We start from the raw sequence: 16,042 nt of genomic DNA on the forward strand, positions 1-16,042 counted from the left end.
CCCCTCAGTGCCCGTGACCTGCGCCAAGCTCCGACTTCATGATGCGTGCCTTAAGGGCGTAAGCGCCCGCCGTCACCACCCGCTCGCCCGCCGCCAGGCCACTCTTGACCACCAGGCGCCCACGCAGTTTCTGCCCGAGCACGACATTTCTCGGCTCGAAGCCGTCGCTGTCCTCGATAAACACCGTGGGCTGACCATTCATCAACACGACGGCCTCGGTGGGGACCAGCAAGGCTTTGACTGTCGCACCCTGTCTGGTCGTCTCGATGGTACGGATGGCGACGGTGGCGAACATTTCCGGTTTGAGCCGGCCGTCCAGATTCGTCACTTCCACACGCGCTTGCACGGTACGGGTCTCCTTGTCGACCACTGCCGCGATGTAGGTCAGCGTGCCCTCGAAGGACTCGTCTGGATAGGCGGCAACGGTAACAATCGCACTGGCGCCTACCTGGATGCGGCCGAGATCCTTCTCGAACAGATCGGCTGCGATCCACAGTTTCGACAGGTCGGCGACGACGAAAAGCGGACTGTCTGGCTGGGAGAGCTCGCCGAGGATGGCGTGCTTTTCGATTACCGTTCCGGCGAACGGCGTGCTGACCGGGAAGGTGGATCGTGCTTTGCCGTCGCCCGTAGGCGAGGCGTCCACACCCAGCATGCGCAGCCTGTCCCTGGCCGCTGCGAGAGCGGCCTTGGACTTCTCGTACTCGGCATGGGCGCGCAGATGGTCTTTCTGGGCAATGATCTGATCGCCGTGCAGCTTCTCGGCGCGCTCGAAGTCGGCCTTGGCTACCGACTGCTGGGTCGCTGCCTGCAGGTAAGCCGAGTACGCATCGCCGACTTCCAGGCTATCGAGAACGGCCAGCGTCTGCCCGGCCTTTACCTGGTCGCCGAGATTGGTTTTGACATTGACGATGCGCCCAGGGACGCGTGGCGCCACGTGCGCTATGCGGTCTTGATTCGGGCGGATGGTGGCGGTCAGGGTGAGCGGTTCGCTCACTTCCTGCACCAGTATTTCTGCGCTCTCGATGCCGGCAGATTGAATCTCTTCGGCACTGAGCTTGAGCGCTTCCACCTCCCCTGCTTCATGCTCGTCGCCGTGGCCGTTCCCGTCTTTGCTAACCTCCCCAGCGTGTGCCCCGGCTTTCTCGCCCGCAGCGTGTTCGTCTTTGCCCCGGTGTTCGCCTGGCTTCTCGGCAGCGGCGTGCTGCTCTTCGGCGCTGCTCATTGCCGTGCCGGCTTTGGCGGCGGTGGCCGGAGATTCGGTCTTGCCACAGCCGCCGAGAATCAGGGCGGAGAAGCCGAGTGCGAAAAGTGCAGCCCGATGCGCCGGGAGTACGTGGAATAGGTTGTTCATGAATGATCTTTCAATGGATACATTTTCAGGTGACGGGTGCGGTGTGCGACTCGGTGATGACTCATCACGAGCCTTTCGGCTGCCGATGCCAGCCCGCTGCCTGCTCGAGTTCGATGCGCACCAGGGCCAGATCGGTCATGGCCTCCAGCACTTCGCGGCGGGTATCGAGAACTTGCCGGGTTGCTAGCAAGAGTTGAGTGAGGCTGATCTCACCGGCCCGGTAGCCTGCTACGGACAGACGCTTGTTCTCGTTCAGGCGTTGCAGGACAACTTGATCAAGCTGCTCTACCCGACCACGCAGGCTTTCCCGCTTCTGCCACAGAGCCAGGACCGTTGCGCGCGCGTCCCGATTGGCCACCTCGCGCTCAATCTGGACTTTGCTCACGTCGGTGACCGCTCTGCCGATGCCGGAGGCGTTGCGGCGAAACAGTGGCAGGGGTAAGGAAACGGAAACGCCGGTGATCTGCTCGCGTGCATCGCTTGATCCTTCACGGGCCGTGAAAACGCCAACAGTCACGTCCGGGTATGCCGCGGCACGCTCCAAGCCCAGGCGACTGCGGGCGGCCTGCTCCTGGTACTCCAGCGCACGTAATCGCGGCCGGTCAGCGGCTGCGGCCAGCAGCTCGTCCAGGGTGTATGGCGTGGCCACTTCGGAGGCCAGTGTCCCTCGTACTTCCGGCAGCGCTTCGGCCGGCAATTGCAGAGTGGCGGCGAGATCTGCGCGGGCCTGGATGAGCTGTTCGCGCGCCGCTTGCAGCTGATTGTCGGCGCGACCGAGCTCAACCTCCGCGAGATTGCTGTCGAGCTTGGTATCTTCGCCCGCCGCGAAGCGTTTTCTTGCCGCTCCAGCAGCATCCCTGATCAAGCTGACCAGTTCAGCCTCGGTCGTAACACGCGTCTGCAGGCCCAATACCTGGACGAACTTCTGCTCGACCTCGGCGAGGACCCGCCGGCGGGTCTCTTCGATGCTTTCCTGGAGTGCGGCCAGATCCTGCTCAGCCGCGCTGCGACGATAGCCATGCTGACCTGCGATCTCCAGGGTCTGGGAAAGATCGGCACCCCACTCCCGCAGGGTGTCATCTCCCTGGCCCGGGAGAGGAACCTTGCGGCGGGCCTGTTCGGCGGTTAGTTGCGGGTTGTTCCAGAGCAGGCCACGGGTATCAGCGAGTTGCCCCTCGGTGGCGGCCAGATCGGCTTGCGCTGCCCGAAGTTGGGGGTTGGCCGCTTCGGCAATCTGCAAGGCCGCTGCCAAGGTCAGGGGTGACTCTGCAGCCAGCACCGCCGACGTGGCGGCCGCCAAGATCAGCGTTGTGATGAAGCGGGCCACGCGCCCACGATGAATATTTGAATGCATGTCTCGTTGAAATCTCCGTTTGATACCCGCGCATGTAGGCGGCAAGGCGACCAGAAAGTTGGCCTTGGATTTATCAGTTGTTGCCGCGGGAGGCGCGCTAAAAGCCCGTATCGGCAGGCGTTTGCCGCCGATTTGCGCGATTGCGCCACGGTTCTAGCTTGGTGGCCGCCATTACTCTGAAGCACCGTTTGCGACGGCCGCTTAGCCCCTGTTCTGGGGCTTAAGGAGAGGAATTGCGGTTGAAAGCTGTGGACGTTCCGCCGGATCAGACGGCGGGCATCCAATTGGGTCGTTCTGGACCCTGGAGAAAGACGGAGAGGGGAAAGCGAGCGGGGGGGGCGACAGCCAACGATGCTGGCGTGGACGACAGCACTGGGGCAGGTGACATGGTGACGCCGACACATCCGAGGTGACACGAGAAGCAGTCGGCATCAGAACCTGTCGCGGTTGGATCGCCGACGTCGTTCTGGTCGGCCGCCTGATGCTGGTGTACGTGATGGCCAAAATGCTGCGTGTCCGCACTCCGCTCGTCATGCGGACAATAGCCGCCCGCCACGCCCCAAGCAGCCTGGAGCGGCGCAACTACTAGCAAGAGGATAAGGACGAGGCGCTTGATCACGGGCGAAGTATAACCAAGAAGCCTTGCCTCTGCGTCGGTTTCATCCGCTGGTTTCCCGGGAAGGTAGGTGGTTTTTGCACGTTCGTCATAGCAATGCCGATTGGTCTGGGCGGTTGAGATGGTAGCCTTCGAGCCTGAGATATCGGGTATCACGGTCGCCTCTGGAATACCGGTTCGCACCCGAGTACAGTGCGTACGGATATGCCAGAGGCGTGACCGTCACAAAATTTTTACGGATCGAAACTGCCGCCAACATCACCGTAACTCAAAGACGAAGAGCTCAGATGTTACCCCGCACCTTTTGTATAGATTGCCTGCATTCGCGCGCGCTCGGCGGGGGTAATATTCTTTAGCTCATTGAGCACTTCGGCTCGAGTTTTGCCCGACCCGACGCTTTTGGCAGGAGCCGGATAGTTTTCCAGAGACTGTTGGTAGCTCCCGTCTGCCTTGGCCTCCTGCAATTCCCGCATGACCTGGGCGGTGGTCTTGGTGGACTTCACATGATTGGGGTAAAACGTGTAGCCCACCTCGCCTCTCGAGAAATGCATCTCCGATTCGGCCAGCGCAAGCGTCGGTGCGGCGAGGGCGATGGAGAGGATGGGGAAAAGTATGGCGGTACGAATCAACATAATGGGTTTCCTTCTTGTAGGCGAAGTGGAATTTGATGGAACTTGAAAACACGCTGGTGTGCGGTAACGATGCCGTTTGGGTTGAACGTTCGGCACGGGAGGTACGATAGCGCGCCGAGCACGTCAATTTGCGAACTGCCAAATTACGAATTCGTAATCCTTTTGCATCGCCGATCCCGCGATAATTCGCGCATGAAGATCCTGGTCATCGAAGACGAATTGAGGCTTGCCGAGTACCTACGCAAGGCGCTTACGGAGAATAGCTACGTCGTTGATGTCTCACACAGCGGCCCGGCCGGGTTGCAGCTTGCGCTGAACGGCGGATACGACGCCGTCCTTCTCGACGTCATGCTGCCAGGGCTGGATGGTTTCGCAATCGTGCACGCGCTTCGACGACAGAGCGCTGTGCCGGTATTGATGCTCACAGCGAAGGACAAGGTTGAGGATCGGGTGAGGGGCCTGCAAACTGGGGCCGACGATTACTTGGTAAAGCCCTTCTCCCTTTCCGAGCTACTTGCCCGGGTGCAGGCCCTGCTGCGTCGTGGAACAAGAGAGCCCCTAGGTCCGGACGCCCATATCCTCAGGCTGGCGGACCTCGAAGTTGATCTCGGGCGGCGACGGGTAACGCGAGGCGGCGAGCGCATCAACCTGACCGCTAAGGAATTTACGCTGCTCAGCCTCCTACTGCGCCGACACGGGCAGGTGATTTCGCGCGCAGCACTGGCCGAGAAGGTGTGGGACATGAGCTTTGACAGCAATACAAACGTCGTCGAAGTAGCCGTGCGTCGCCTGCGAGGCAAACTCGACGATCCGTTCTACGAGAAACTCCTTCACACCGTCCGTGGAATGGGCTACGTCCTAGAAAGCCGAAAGTCATGAAGACGAGTGCTCCAGGGTCGATAGACCACTGGTTGTCTCGTTGGCTCGCTGTGCAGGCTCTTCTAGGGCTTGGGCTAGTCTGTGTGGCGGTGTACTTCGTCACGAACCTCAGTTTTGTGGCTCGCCAGAGTGAAGAGCTTCAGCACAAGGAGGAAGTAATCCGCCATCTGGTGGCTGAAATTGGAGCCGAGGACGAATTGACCAGCCTGCGTCACAAGCTTGACGATTTCTTTGTCGGCCATGCTGATCTTCAGTTGCGCCTGAGCACACCCGCTGGCGCTCTCGTCTACAGCACCGCATCTACCGCACAAGCCGCCATCTCTCAGAGGCAGCTTACTTTTGATGTTCCGTCGATGCTATTCGGCACATCGGCCCTTCGCGCCCAGATGACGCTGAACACGGAAGCAGATGCTAAACTAATGAGACGCTTGGCATGGACGCTTCTAGCGTGTGCCTTGGCCGGTTCCGCGTTGATCTACCTGAGTGGCGTTTGGCTCGTCAGACGGGGACTGGCGCCGATTCACGACCTCGCCCGGCAGGCGGCAGCACTAGCCCCGGACAGCCTTGACCAGTCGCTGGATGGGTCAGGCCAAGCTGAAGAGTTGCAGCCTTTGGTTACGCAGTTCAACGCGCTCCTCGCGCGGCTGGACTACGCCTACAAGCAGCTGGATGGCTTCAATGCGGACGTCGCACATGAGTTGCGAAATCCCCTGACAATACTGATTGGCGAGACGGAATTGGCGTTGAGTGGCAATCGAGAAGCGAATGAATTGAGGGAAGTCCTCGGCTTAAACCTTGAAGAACTGCGGCGCCTTGCCGGCCTCGTTAACGACATGCTGTTCCTGTCAAGAGCCGCTTGTGGCGCGCTCGCACGACGAGATCGTATTGATAGCCTGGCGATGATCGCAGCCGAAGTCATCGACTATCACGACGCGTCGCTACAGGAAGCTGGCCTACGTGCTGAGGTGCAGGGAGACTCTTCAGGCTTCTTTGACACAGCGTTGCTACGCCGGGCACTGTCAAATTTGCTATCGAATGCAACCCACTTCGCCGATCCAGGCTCAATCGTTGAGCTGGCCATCGACTCCGACGCGACAAATGCCGTCAAACTTTCGGTAAGCAACATCGGCCCGACCATCCCGGAAGAGCACCAATCTCGCCTGTTTGATCGCTTCTACCGGGCGTCACCTGCGCGTGAACATAGCGAAACCAACCATGGTCTAGGGTTGTCGATCGTCGCCGCCATCGCGCGCATGCATGGCGGCAAGACATTCGCAGAGTCCGCGACAGGCAGGACGACCGTTGGTTTCGTGTTGCCCATGGGGAGCACGCAACCAACGACTCCAATCTGAGAGCAATTTGCTACTGACGCACCAGCCTTAGAGCGTTAGCCACAACCAGCAGACTCGCGCCCATATCAGCGAATACCGCCATCCACATGGTGCCCATACCGAGCAGCGTGAGTACGAGAAAAACGACTTTGATGCCCAATGCCAGCGCGATGTTCTGTACCAGTACCGTCCGGGTAGTGCGCGACAGGCGGACAAAACGCGCAATTTTGTTCAGGTCGTCATCCATCAGTGCGACGTCAGCAGTCTCGATAGCCGTATCGGTACCCGCCGCGCCCATGGCAAAGCCGATGTCAGCTCGCGCCAGGGCCGGTGCATCGTTGATGCCGTCACCCACCATGCCAACCTTGCCTGTTTGCGCGTAGCGTTCGATAGCACGCAGCTTGTCTTCCGGCAGTTGATCGCCCAAGGCTTCGTCAATCTGAACCTGGGCCGCGATGGCTCGCGCGGTGTGTGCGTTGTCGCCGGTCAGCATGACTGTTTTGATACCCAACTCATGTAGCGCCCGGATCGCGGCGCGGCTACTGTCCTTGACCGTATCGGCCACCGCAAACAGGACCAGCACGCGCTCGCCATCGGTGAGCAGAATGACCGTCTTGCCTTGCTCTTCCAATTCACCAAGCCGAGCCTCCAGGGGAGGAGTACATACGCCAAGCTCATGGATCAACCGATGGTTACCAAGCTGATATTGCACGCCGCCAACGGTTCCGAGCACACCTCGCCCTGGAATGGCGGCGAAGTCCGCTACATCAAGCAGGACGGTGTCGTTCCGTTGTCCGCTTGTGGCTATGGCGTGAGAAACCGGGTGATCGGAGCGTGCAGCAAGACTGGTGGCCACTCGGACGGCATCCACTCCGTCCGTCTGATCGAGCAAGACCGTATCGGTCAATACCGGTTTGCCGTGCGTGATGGTGCCGGTCTTGTCGAATGCCAGCCACGCGAGCTTGTGACCTTCCTCAAGATAAACACCGCCCTTGATCAGAATGCCGTGGCGGGCTGCTGCTGCCAGACCGCTGACGATGGTGATGGGCGTGGAAATGACCAAGGCGCACGGACAGGCTATGACCAGCAGAACCAGCGCCTGGTATACCCAATCCTGCCAGCTGCCACCAAGTAGCAGGGGCGGCACAAGGGCTACCGCGATGGCGAAGACGAACACCGCCGGCGTGTAGATCTTGGCAAACTGATCGACGAAGCGCTGGGTTGGCGCACGTGCGCCTTGCGCTTCTTCGACCGCGTGAATGATACGTGCCAAGGTCGAATGCGTGGATTCGGCAGTAACCCGGAATTCGACGGAGCCAGATTGGTTGATGGTCCCGGCGAATACACTGTCTCCAGCCGACTTGTCGACCGGCAAGCTCTCGCCGGTAATAGGCGCCTGATTGATGCTTGATCGCCCAGCCGTCACGACACCATCGAGGGCGACGCGCTCGCCTGGTTTGACGCGCACGATTTGGCCGATGGTGACAGCCTTGGCTGGCAGTTCGGCCCAAGCACCGTTCGCTTGCCGTACTGTCGCCATTTCCGGCGTCAACTGCACCAGGCTGCGAATGGCATTGCGTGCCCGATCAAGTGACTTCGCTTCGATCAGCTCGGCAACAGTAAACAAGACCATGACCATGGCCGCTTCCGGCCACTGCCGCAGCAATACCGCACCCGTCACGGCAATGCTCATCAAGGCATTGATATTGAGATTGCCGTGGCGCAACGCAATCCAGCCCTTCTTGAAAGTGCCGACACCGCTGATTGTGATGGCGACGAGTGCCAGCAATCCGGACAACCATTCTGGCAAGCCAGCCCAATGGACAATTTCCGCGCCCAGAGCGGCAACCCCGGCCAGCGCCAACGGCCACCAAGGCTTACTGACTGCCTCGGTGGGCGCGCTGCCTTGGCTGCTTGCCTCCATTGGCTCGGTACTCATGCCCAAGTCACGGATGGCCGTCTCAACGGCTGGTAGCGTGTTGTTCTGGTGGACAATGGTCAGGACCCGCTGCATGAGGTTGAATTCCATCCCGCTCACCGTGGCTATGCCACCCAGCTTGTTGCGGATCAACGCCTCCTCGGTCGGGCAATCCATCTGTGCGACGCGTAACCGAGTGAGTGTGTAGCCGGCCGGAATTTTGGCTGTGATCAGACTGGCGTTGCCTGATGCCGATGTTGGTAAGGGATCGGCAGCGCAACACTCATGACCATGGTCGTGCGAATGCCCATGATCGTGATGAGCGGGCAAAGCGTCGTGAGCATGAGACTGATCGTCGCCGCATGCGTGGTGAACATGCGTAATTTTCACGGGGCGAGAGGGCATGGCGTCGTCCAATCGTTGGTATATTGTCCATTTCACACCCTGAAGTTACTATAGGGTCAAGTGTTTTGGAGACTACCCGTGAAGATCGGTGAACTCGCCCAAGTGGCGCAATGCACGGTGGAAACCGTGCGTTACTACGAAAAGGAAGGACTGCTATCCGCACCGGCACGGACGATGGCCAACTACCGCAGCTATGGCGAGTTCCACGTCGAGCGGCTTCGCTTTATACGGAATTGTCGTGCCCTGGATATGACGCATGCGGAAATCCGCACGCTACTGGGTCTGATGGATCAGCCTGCCGGTGATTGCGGTGGCGTCAATCAACTACTCGACGAACACATTGCCCACGTCGATGTGCGTATGGCCGAGCTGTCCCAGCTCAAGCAGCAGCTGAGTGAGCTGCGTCAGCGCTGCCAGAGCGAGCAGGCCATGGACGCCTGTGGAATCTTGCAGGGGCTGGCGTCTATGGAAACAGAACCTCGGCATGAAAGGCATACGCACCTCGGCTAATCGAGGTCTTGGCGTACAACTTTTTCCCGTTTCGTGAGCTGATTCCTCAAATGGCGGCTGGTGACACGGCTGCTTGTTCTACCCCCACACTGTGGATTCGCCCAGCAGGAAACCATGTCGACTGACGCTTGCCAGTTCTACTACGAGTGCCGCAACTGCAAGAACCTGCTGCGCCCCAACTCCGGCGACTGTTGCGTATTCTGTTCCTTCGGCTCGGCAAAATGCCCACGGATTCAGGCGCAGAACAGGAGTTGCGGGTAATTCCAGGCTTTCCCCGGCACCGTCGACAGCCCGCCTTTGCGCGGGCTGTTTGCGTCATGGCGCGGCGAAAAGGCTTAGCGTGCTCTATTTTCCGTTTTCTGAGACGTCCCCTAGCTTCGAGCAGCAGCGCTACCGACCTTCCGACCTTCCGACCTCAATCTGGTGAAAGTTCGCGTTCGACGGATGAGAAAGCCGTCGTTCGTGGCCCCGTAGTGTTGAACGACCGCTGACCGTCTCATTGCAGTCGTTCCTGGTGCGACAACCCAACGGCCCCTCCGGCCGAGAACCTGCCCCAGAGGCTACACCGCCAAACGTCACGTTGAACGGTGGCAGCGGCCGTTCAGAGGTCTCGTTTCTTCGCGACGGCAATGACCAGGTCGTGGTCGAGGCAGCACGAACGCGCCACGATTCGCCGCCGTCGACCAGCCGTCACACCACAGCCGTAGCGCCCCCTGGATGGCACACCCCTCAAAGCCGCTTCTGCAAATTGCTCACCCACAGCCACAGGGCGTACGAGATCGAGACGATCAACAAGGGTGGCAGCAGCGAGGGCATCGGCAACGGCACGATTATCCAGACGGCAAGCCCTACCAGAACGGCCCATAGCACGCGCACCCCGAGGCTGTGTCGGATCGGGCTCTGGGCCACGAAGGAATACTTGCGGATTTCCCGCACGAGCTGGCCGTCGCTGTAGGCCGCCATCACCAAGGGAATCCCTGGCACCAGCCATCCCATCAACACTTGCAGGCGGTAGGCGACCAGGCCGATCCACAACCAGGTCGCGACGATCCGGCCCTGCGCCCAAGCGCTGAGGTCGGAACTCCCAAAGGGTCCCTGCCCTGTCGATTGAGCGTCAATGATGAAGCTGCGAAAATCCGACGCCAGCGATTTTTCCATATCGTCCAGGGTACGACCGTAGACATCGCTCTCGCCCTTGCCAGCAATCGCGTCGACCTCAGCCCGCTCGGCGATCCAGGCGTTGCGGATCACTGCCGGCGGAATGAGCGCCCAGGTGGCCGCCATCACCAGAAACAGCGCGACGGCGACGAAGGTACTCCAGGCATTCTCCGTGCGCGCCGCCCTCATGGCTGCGTTAGCAGGATGGGAAACCGTCCCTTGAGCGTCCGGCCGCCCGAAAGCCGGGCGATAAAATGCAGCGGCGGCAGTTCACCCAGCATCGCCGCCGGAAAGAATTCCGCCTCCGCCTCCATGATCTGTTCCTGATAAGACGCGGTGTATTCGTCCTGCACGTGGCTATCGACGTTGTGCCCGTAGCGCAGTGCCATTGAACGCACCTTGATCTGCGGCATGCCTTCGGCCAGGTATTTTTGCGTTTCGGAATCCAGAACGCGCAGGGCGATCTTGTTGTTGGTGTTGGCGAGCACCTGGCGGGCCTTGTTTTCGTCGCCGAGTCGGCTGGCAAAATCGGCAAAGGTCTGCGTCGCGATGGTCACTCGGAAGTCGGCGCCGCCGCCCTTGTTCATCAGTTGAATGGCCGGCTGGTTGAGGACCTCGGCGGCTTCATCAATGAACAGATTGACCGGCGTCAGCGAGTCGATGCCGTAGTTGTAGCGGTCGCCCGCGACGGCGGCGAGATCGGCCAGCAGGATCGAGCCAATGGCGCTGCCTACCGTCGAGTCGGCCAGCGAATCGAGACCGATGTAGACCACTTTATTGGCGTGGATGATCTTCGACATGTCGGTCACCAGCCGCTCGTGGCCGGGTTCGAAGTCGGGTGACAGGAGCGCCTGCAGGGGGTCGCTGGTGAGCATCGAGAGAATTGGAATCAAGGAGGCGACCATCTTCTGGAAGTGCTCGCGATTGTGCTCGTAGGTCGAGATCAAGCCATCGAGATCCACCGACTGCGCTTCATGGATGGCGATCTCCCGATAGAAGGCGATGTAGGCTTCCAGCAGCCGATCCTTGTAGCGCCGGATATCGGACGCGGCCCGGCTTTCCCAGTCCCTTACCTGTCGAGTGAAATGAACTTTCAGGGCCCGCTGCAGGAGGCTCTCGGGGCCACCTTCGACGTAGCGTCGCAGCTGCACCAGATTCGGCCGGTGGCCGGTGGCAATCATGCCGTTGGTGATGTCGTTGAGCACTTTCCAGCCGAAGGCGGTGAACGGGTCGGCGCCGGTTTCCGAGGGGATCAACGCCGCCACGCGACTGGCCAGCTCGGTCTTGCGGTTCCAGTTGCGCAAGGGATCGATGCACGCCGATCGATCGGGATGCGCCGGATGGAAATACACGAAACGCTCCCCTGCCCCGCTGGCGTCACACGCGGCGCGGGCATTCCGGGCGAGCGCATGGTCGCCCTTCGGATCGATGATGATCACCGTCTCGCCCCGGAAGATCGCCTGGGCGATGAGCAGATCGAACAGGCGTGTCTTGCCGACACGGGTCGTGCCGACGATCAGTGTGTGCCCGACCAGGTGGGCGAGTTCCGAATAGAGGTCATTTTCGGGGGCGAGACCGTGGACCCAGTAGGCGCCCTCGGTCTGTTGGGCGGCTTTGCCGAGCGTCCTGACGACGCCGAGTGAAATCAGAGTATGCAGCTTGCTCGCCTCGATGTCGGTCCAGGGAAACCCTGTTCCCAGCCAGAGCGCCTGCCGTTGAGCGGCCTGGTGAGCCTTCTTTTCGAGTTCCCCGAGATCAATGAACGCCTTGCCGAACGAGCGCAGACGCGAGGCATCCAGCAGCCGCTGGTAGGCCTGGTAACCGCGGCAGGCCGCGGCGAGAGCACATCCGACGGCGAGCAGCGCCGAGAACTGGGAGAACAACGGAACCGCCCAGGAGAAGGCGATGATCAGGGCCGACGCCAGCGCCCAGACCAGCGCCATTTTGGCTTCAAAGTTGGGGCGCCACGGGACCTCGAAGTCGTAGGGCGAGGAGGCAGCCATCACACGCTCCTCGACGATGGCGCCGACGGATGGCCGGCACGCTTTCTTCTGTGGCACGTTTGGGCGTGTGCCATGACCCGCTTCGCAGGATCGAACGTATGGTCGGGCTGGCTCGTCGGCACCGCTAAGACGATGGACTGATCCAAGTCGGGCCAGCGATCGGCGTCGCCCTCATCCCTGAGAAGCAGCGGCTCAGGGAGCTGGCCGCCCGATCCTGTGCGCATCATTGCACTGAAGTCGATGACCGGCGTTGTCATCGGAGGAAAACGGCGCTCGATGCTAACCGGCGTTAGCGCCCTGCCGCCGCACCCGCGTCGTTGGCCTGGAAAAGCAGGTGCATGACGGCAACGCCGGCCCAGATCGCTACCGGCCATTCGGCCGCCGGAATCCAGATCGTGAGCACTAGCAGCCCCTCGATTCCGATCGACAGCAGGGCGAGAGCGCCGGCGAACCGACGATTGAAGATCCCGCCGTGTCTGGAAACGGCGAGAATGAATCCCGCCCAGACCACGGCGCTGAGGACGGCTACGTCCAGCGACCGGCCCCTGACGAGCTGTTCCGTCAGGCCGCTGAGAAGTGTCGCGCCCATAGCCAGCCAGACAAAGCCTGCCGAGTCCGGCATGGATTTCCAGTCACCACGAAAGCTCAAGAGGCGCCAGCAGTGCGACGCCAGGGATGTGATCAGTCCGGATTGTTCGTTGCGCATGTTCTTCTCCTCCGTAATGAGCGCCCTGCAACCTCCCGATCCACCGCGAGCGGCGCCGATCGAGACGCTATCCAGAACGATTCTACGGATGGCTAAAAAAATGCAAGTCCCCGAAAAGCGTCCTTTCGCGCCGCTTTTCGGAAAAAGTTATCCACAGAAATCGCCCCTCAGAGGAGTTATCCACGTGAAACCTGTCTCAAACGCCATTCGCCGCAAACCCAGGCTACAAGGGACTTTCAGAGGAGGGAAAAAGTTATCCACGTGAAATCTGTCTCAGTTAACGTGAAACCTGTCTCATAACGACGTGAAACCTGTCTCACGACCTCGGCTACAGGCCTTGCGTGGCAAGGGTTTGAGGGGGGTCTACAAGTAGTAAACAAGTAAATTCAAGTAATTTACAAGTAAGGGGCGGTCGCGCCTGTGGATAACTACCTGCCGCCGCGCCGTTCGAGCCGCAGAAGAACCAACGCGCCGAGTTACGTGCAGCGGAATCGAGGTTGAAAAGGGCAAAAAAAGCGAAAAGCAGCCTGCCAGGAGAAAAACCACGGTCGTGGCAATCAGGCGGGGATGGCCAGATCGGTACCTCACCGCGGCAGGGTTGTGCAGGCTGTGAAACGGTCACCGTGCAACGTGCTGCCTGAGAAGCCTTCACGCCACCACCGTGCAAGACGTCTCGCTGCGCGTATGGCCCACGAGGGGCAAACGATCAGCGTCAGCGTCCATCACACGCACCGTCACCACCCGGAATCTCGACTGTGGATTTCGAATCGTCCGATTCCACAGCGATTCAGGCTGCCGCGTACCGTAGCTCCGCGGCCCATAGCCCTTCGCGATCTGACGTCTTCCCACGCCTTGCGTCCAAAAAGTCACCTTTCTGGACGCTTTTCGCCTGCACCGAGGGCCGGCAGGGTGCAACAGTGACAGCATGCGAACCAGCCCCCAATCCCCCCTTCTCACGATTCCATCCCGGCGGCCCCACCTTCTGTCCGGCATCCAGGGAGCGGTATTCCCGTGACCAGGGTCGCGCGCGCCGACAAGCTGATGTCCATCGCTTTCGAGATCAGCGATGTCGAGGTCGATGCCGAGTCGCTCGCTTTCATGGGCCAGGCGCTGGTTCAGACCACCTTGCCGCACACCGACCCCGGCGTGTCATCGTTCGAACGTACAAGCGGTGCCGTGTCGCTATCAATTATCGCCGACCCGAAAATCGGCCTGCCCTTCGGCACGGTTCCCCGGCTGGTTCTGGCGTGGATCTGCACCGAAGCCGTGAAGACGAAGTGCCCGCGGCTGGACCTCGGAAGAAGCCAGAACGAGTTCCTCCACAAGCTCGGCATGAGAACCGATGGCCGCGATGGGCAGCGGCTCCGCGAGCAGTCCATGAAGCTGTTTTCTTCGGTGCTGTCGATCGTCTTTCAAAGGCAGGGGCGATTCTGTCTGCAAAACATGGCGATCGCCGACGAGGCCTTTTTCTTCTGGGATCCCGAACGGCCTGACGACCAGAGGCGCTGGAAGAGCACCCTCAAGCTATCGGGGGCGTTCTTTCGCAACGTCACCGAGTCGCCGGTACCGATCGACATGCGCGTGCTGCACGCGCTCTCCCAGTCGCCGTTGGCGATGGACATCTATTCCTGGCTCGTCTACCGCATCTTTGTCCTGCGTGTCACCCGTCACCCCAGTGCCCTCATCCCCTGGCAATCCTTGAAGCTTCAATTCGGCGCCGACTACAGCGATACACCGCGCGGTTTGCTGGATTTCAAGAAGCGCTTTCTCCAGCGGCTGGAGGAAACCTTGCTGTTCTACCCGGAGGCCGACGTCACGGCCGAGAAAACAGGGCTCCTCGTGGCAGCCAGCCGCTTGCATATTCGTCATACCGGCGGGGCTCGGTTGTCTTCGCTGTAGGTTAGATCAGTCGGCGCCTTTTTCATCCGAATCCTTCTCGTCGGCGCGCGCTGCTGTGGCGCGATAACTCGTCGCCCCCTACAATCGTCATACGTAGCGCCAATTTCACATGGGTATTCGATGCGGTCTGCGGCGAGAACAACCACGGATGGACCGGGTGATTTCGCTGCGGCGGATCAGCGCCATGCGTTGCACAGCCAAGGTGACAAGGACTCAAGGGCGATGGCGGCCAATCTACGGCGGCGAGTGATAGCGGTGAACGGCTTGTCGGCAGCCGTGTATGGTGAAGACACTCGACTCAGCGTCCTGCTCGAACGACTTGGCGCGAGCGCAGAGGAGATCGGACACTTCCGGGAACACGCTGTCGCTGACGCATGCGACGGAGTGGTCGACGCGGTGAGCACCTGCTTTCAGGGCCTGCGCAATGGGAGCCGCGACTTCCTCGTCCTGTCCCGCCGCCTCGGGCTGGACGGCGACGTGGCCACGTTGCAGGAGATTGGCGATGAACTTGGCGTATCGAGGGAGCGCGTCAGGCAACTGGAAGAACGCGCACGCCTGAAGTGTGGGGCTCCAAGAAATCGAAATGCGGTTGAAGCAACGCTCCGGCAAATCCTTGTCTTGGCGCGCAGCCGTCGGCTGAGCCACGACTTGGGCGCACCCAATGACGTGCCCTGAACTCGGTCACCCAGGAGCTTCGCGCGGCAGCGCGCCAACGCTGAGCAGCAGTAAGCACAGGCGCTACCACCTGTGAACTTACGGGCGCGGCGCGATCGCTGCGGGAAGTGTCGTGTTTGATGACCACGCCGAGGATCCTTGAGCCTTGGTCCTCGGTAGAATATTGGAATGCCCAAACAGATCCCGCCCTCGCCCCCCGAAATCAGTCGCCTCAGAGCCGCCGCAGCGCTCATCCCCATTATCGAGGCTGGCTTGGCCGACTCACGACTCTCTGTCGACCGCGCCGCGTACATGGCTGCCTTCTGCGAATGGACGGTAGACCAGTCTTTCGACGATCCAAGCATGGCCAAGTTGGCAGAGACCGTCGGTAGTGGCCTGAAACGCATCAAGATGGCGCTGTCTTCAGTCGCATGAGAGCTGGCGGCCACCTGTTGCACCACCGCTTGGATGCCAGGCGGCGAGAACGGCAGCAGCCCCGATCAAGGCTGATCTACAGGAGTCGGCTTACAGCCAGGGAGCGGCCATACCAGCCCCAAGAAATTGAGCGTCCCGAACGGCAGCCAGCTACTCGGAGACCAACCACTTTGTCCTGTGCGCCGTCG

The 16,042-nt window shown here is 60.6% G+C and carries 17 protein-coding genes; 8 read left to right on the forward strand and 9 right to left on the reverse strand.

Going from position 1 to position 16,042, the window contains the following annotated elements; translation table 11 throughout:
* Nucleotides 1-4: 4 nt before the first annotated feature.
* A complete protein-coding gene (locus tag V5B40_RS06835) occupies nt 5-1,354 on the reverse strand; it encodes an efflux RND transporter periplasmic adaptor subunit (RefSeq protein WP_332353799.1) in 1,350 nt (449 codons plus the stop codon).
* Between the two features lie 64 nt (nt 1,355-1,418).
* A complete protein-coding gene (locus tag V5B40_RS06840; RefSeq protein WP_332353800.1) occupies nt 1,419-2,708 on the reverse strand; it encodes a TolC family protein in 1,290 nt (429 codons plus the stop codon).
* Between the two features lie 409 nt (nt 2,709-3,117).
* On the opposite strand from V5B40_RS06840, the gene V5B40_RS25200 reads away from it, so the two are divergent.
* Nucleotides 3,118-3,297: a hypothetical protein gene (locus V5B40_RS25200; protein WP_434735844.1), complete on the forward strand. Its 180-nt coding sequence runs from the start codon at nt 3,118-3,120 to the stop codon at nt 3,295-3,297.
* Nucleotides 3,298-3,614: 317 nt separating this feature from the next.
* On the opposite strand, the gene V5B40_RS06850 is transcribed toward V5B40_RS25200, so the two are convergent.
* Nucleotides 3,615-3,956 carry a DUF4148 domain-containing protein gene (locus V5B40_RS06850; RefSeq protein WP_291984632.1) on the reverse strand — a complete coding sequence of 114 codons (342 nt, stop codon included), beginning with the start codon at nt 3,954-3,956 and terminating at the stop codon, nt 3,615-3,617.
* Between the two features lie 192 nt (nt 3,957-4,148).
* Here V5B40_RS06850 and V5B40_RS06855 point away from each other — a divergent pair, with 192 nt between their 5' ends.
* Complete coding sequence (locus tag V5B40_RS06855; RefSeq protein WP_291984630.1) at nt 4,149-4,835, forward strand: heavy metal response regulator transcription factor; 687 nt, start codon at nt 4,149-4,151, stop codon at nt 4,833-4,835.
* Nucleotides 4,832-6,187, forward strand: a complete 1,356-nt coding sequence (locus tag V5B40_RS06860; protein WP_332353802.1) for a heavy metal sensor histidine kinase — start codon at nt 4,832-4,834, stop codon at nt 6,185-6,187. The genes V5B40_RS06855 and V5B40_RS06860 overlap by 4 nt, the downstream gene beginning before the upstream one ends.
* A 10-nt stretch (nt 6,188-6,197) precedes the next feature.
* Here V5B40_RS06860 and V5B40_RS06865 read toward each other — a convergent pair whose 3' ends face one another.
* Together V5B40_RS06865 and V5B40_RS06870 are read right to left on the reverse strand one after the other, a co-directional pair.
* On the reverse strand, nt 6,198-8,237 hold the full coding sequence (locus V5B40_RS06865) for a heavy metal translocating P-type ATPase (RefSeq protein ID WP_434735845.1): 2,040 nt from the start codon (nt 8,235-8,237) through the stop codon (nt 6,198-6,200).
* 77 nt (nt 8,238-8,314) lie between these two features.
* Entirely contained in the window at nt 8,315-8,461 is a 147-nt protein-coding gene (locus V5B40_RS06870; RefSeq protein ID WP_291984624.1) for a hypothetical protein, read from the reverse strand.
* Between the two features lie 106 nt (nt 8,462-8,567).
* Here V5B40_RS06870 and cadR point away from each other — a divergent pair, with 106 nt between their 5' ends.
* Nucleotides 8,568-8,999 (forward strand): Cd(II)/Pb(II)-responsive transcriptional regulator, encoded by a 432-nt coding sequence (gene cadR / locus V5B40_RS06875; RefSeq protein ID WP_291984622.1) that lies wholly within the window; start codon nt 8,568-8,570, stop codon nt 8,997-8,999.
* Between the two features lie 57 nt (nt 9,000-9,056).
* On the forward strand, nt 9,057-9,260 hold the full coding sequence (locus V5B40_RS06880) for a GDCCVxC domain-containing (seleno)protein (RefSeq protein WP_291987916.1): 204 nt from the start codon (nt 9,057-9,059) through the stop codon (nt 9,258-9,260).
* A 468-nt stretch (nt 9,261-9,728) separates the two neighbouring features.
* Here V5B40_RS06880 and V5B40_RS06885 read toward each other — a convergent pair whose 3' ends face one another.
* From V5B40_RS06885 to V5B40_RS06895, 3 genes are all read right to left on the reverse strand, one after another.
* Nucleotides 9,729-10,346 (reverse strand): DUF4400 domain-containing protein, encoded by a 618-nt coding sequence (locus V5B40_RS06885; protein WP_332353803.1) that lies wholly within the window; start codon nt 10,344-10,346, stop codon nt 9,729-9,731.
* Entirely contained in the window at nt 10,343-12,160 is a 1,818-nt protein-coding gene (gene traD, locus V5B40_RS06890) for a conjugative transfer system coupling protein TraD (RefSeq protein WP_332353804.1), read from the reverse strand. Before traD ends, V5B40_RS06885 begins: the two co-directional genes overlap by 4 nt.
* Nucleotides 12,161-12,449: 289 nt before the next feature.
* Nucleotides 12,450-12,866 (reverse strand): hypothetical protein, encoded by a 417-nt coding sequence (locus V5B40_RS06895; protein WP_332353805.1) that lies wholly within the window; start codon nt 12,864-12,866, stop codon nt 12,450-12,452.
* Between the two features lie 1,011 nt (nt 12,867-13,877).
* Between V5B40_RS06895 and V5B40_RS06900 the strand changes: the two genes are divergently transcribed.
* Nucleotides 13,878-14,765, forward strand: coding sequence for a replication protein RepA (locus V5B40_RS06900; RefSeq protein WP_332353806.1), 888 nt, complete (start codon nt 13,878-13,880; stop codon nt 14,763-14,765).
* Nucleotides 14,766-14,999: 234 nt separating this feature from the next.
* On the opposite strand, the gene V5B40_RS06905 is transcribed toward V5B40_RS06900, so the two are convergent.
* Nucleotides 15,000-15,302 carry a hypothetical protein gene (locus V5B40_RS06905; RefSeq protein ID WP_332353807.1) on the reverse strand — a complete coding sequence of 101 codons (303 nt, stop codon included), beginning with the start codon at nt 15,300-15,302 and terminating at the stop codon, nt 15,000-15,002.
* Here V5B40_RS06905 and V5B40_RS25205 point away from each other — a divergent pair.
* Together V5B40_RS25205 and V5B40_RS06910 are read left to right on the forward strand one after the other, a co-directional pair.
* A complete protein-coding gene (locus tag V5B40_RS25205) occupies nt 15,243-15,440 on the forward strand; it encodes a sigma factor-like helix-turn-helix DNA-binding protein (protein WP_434735850.1) in 198 nt (65 codons plus the stop codon). The two genes, V5B40_RS06905 and V5B40_RS25205, sit on opposite strands and share 60 nt — an antisense overlap.
* A 168-nt stretch (nt 15,441-15,608) precedes the next feature.
* The gene (locus tag V5B40_RS06910; RefSeq protein WP_299163854.1) at nt 15,609-15,854 is read left to right on the forward strand and encodes a hypothetical protein; all 246 of its coding nucleotides are present in this window, start codon (nt 15,609-15,611) and stop codon (nt 15,852-15,854) included.
* Nucleotides 15,855-16,042 lie beyond the last annotated feature (188 nt).

The sequence above is a fragment of the Candidatus Accumulibacter meliphilus genome (assembly GCF_036625345.1).
Taxonomy (GTDB): Bacteria; Pseudomonadota; Gammaproteobacteria; order Burkholderiales; family Rhodocyclaceae; genus Accumulibacter; species Accumulibacter meliphilus.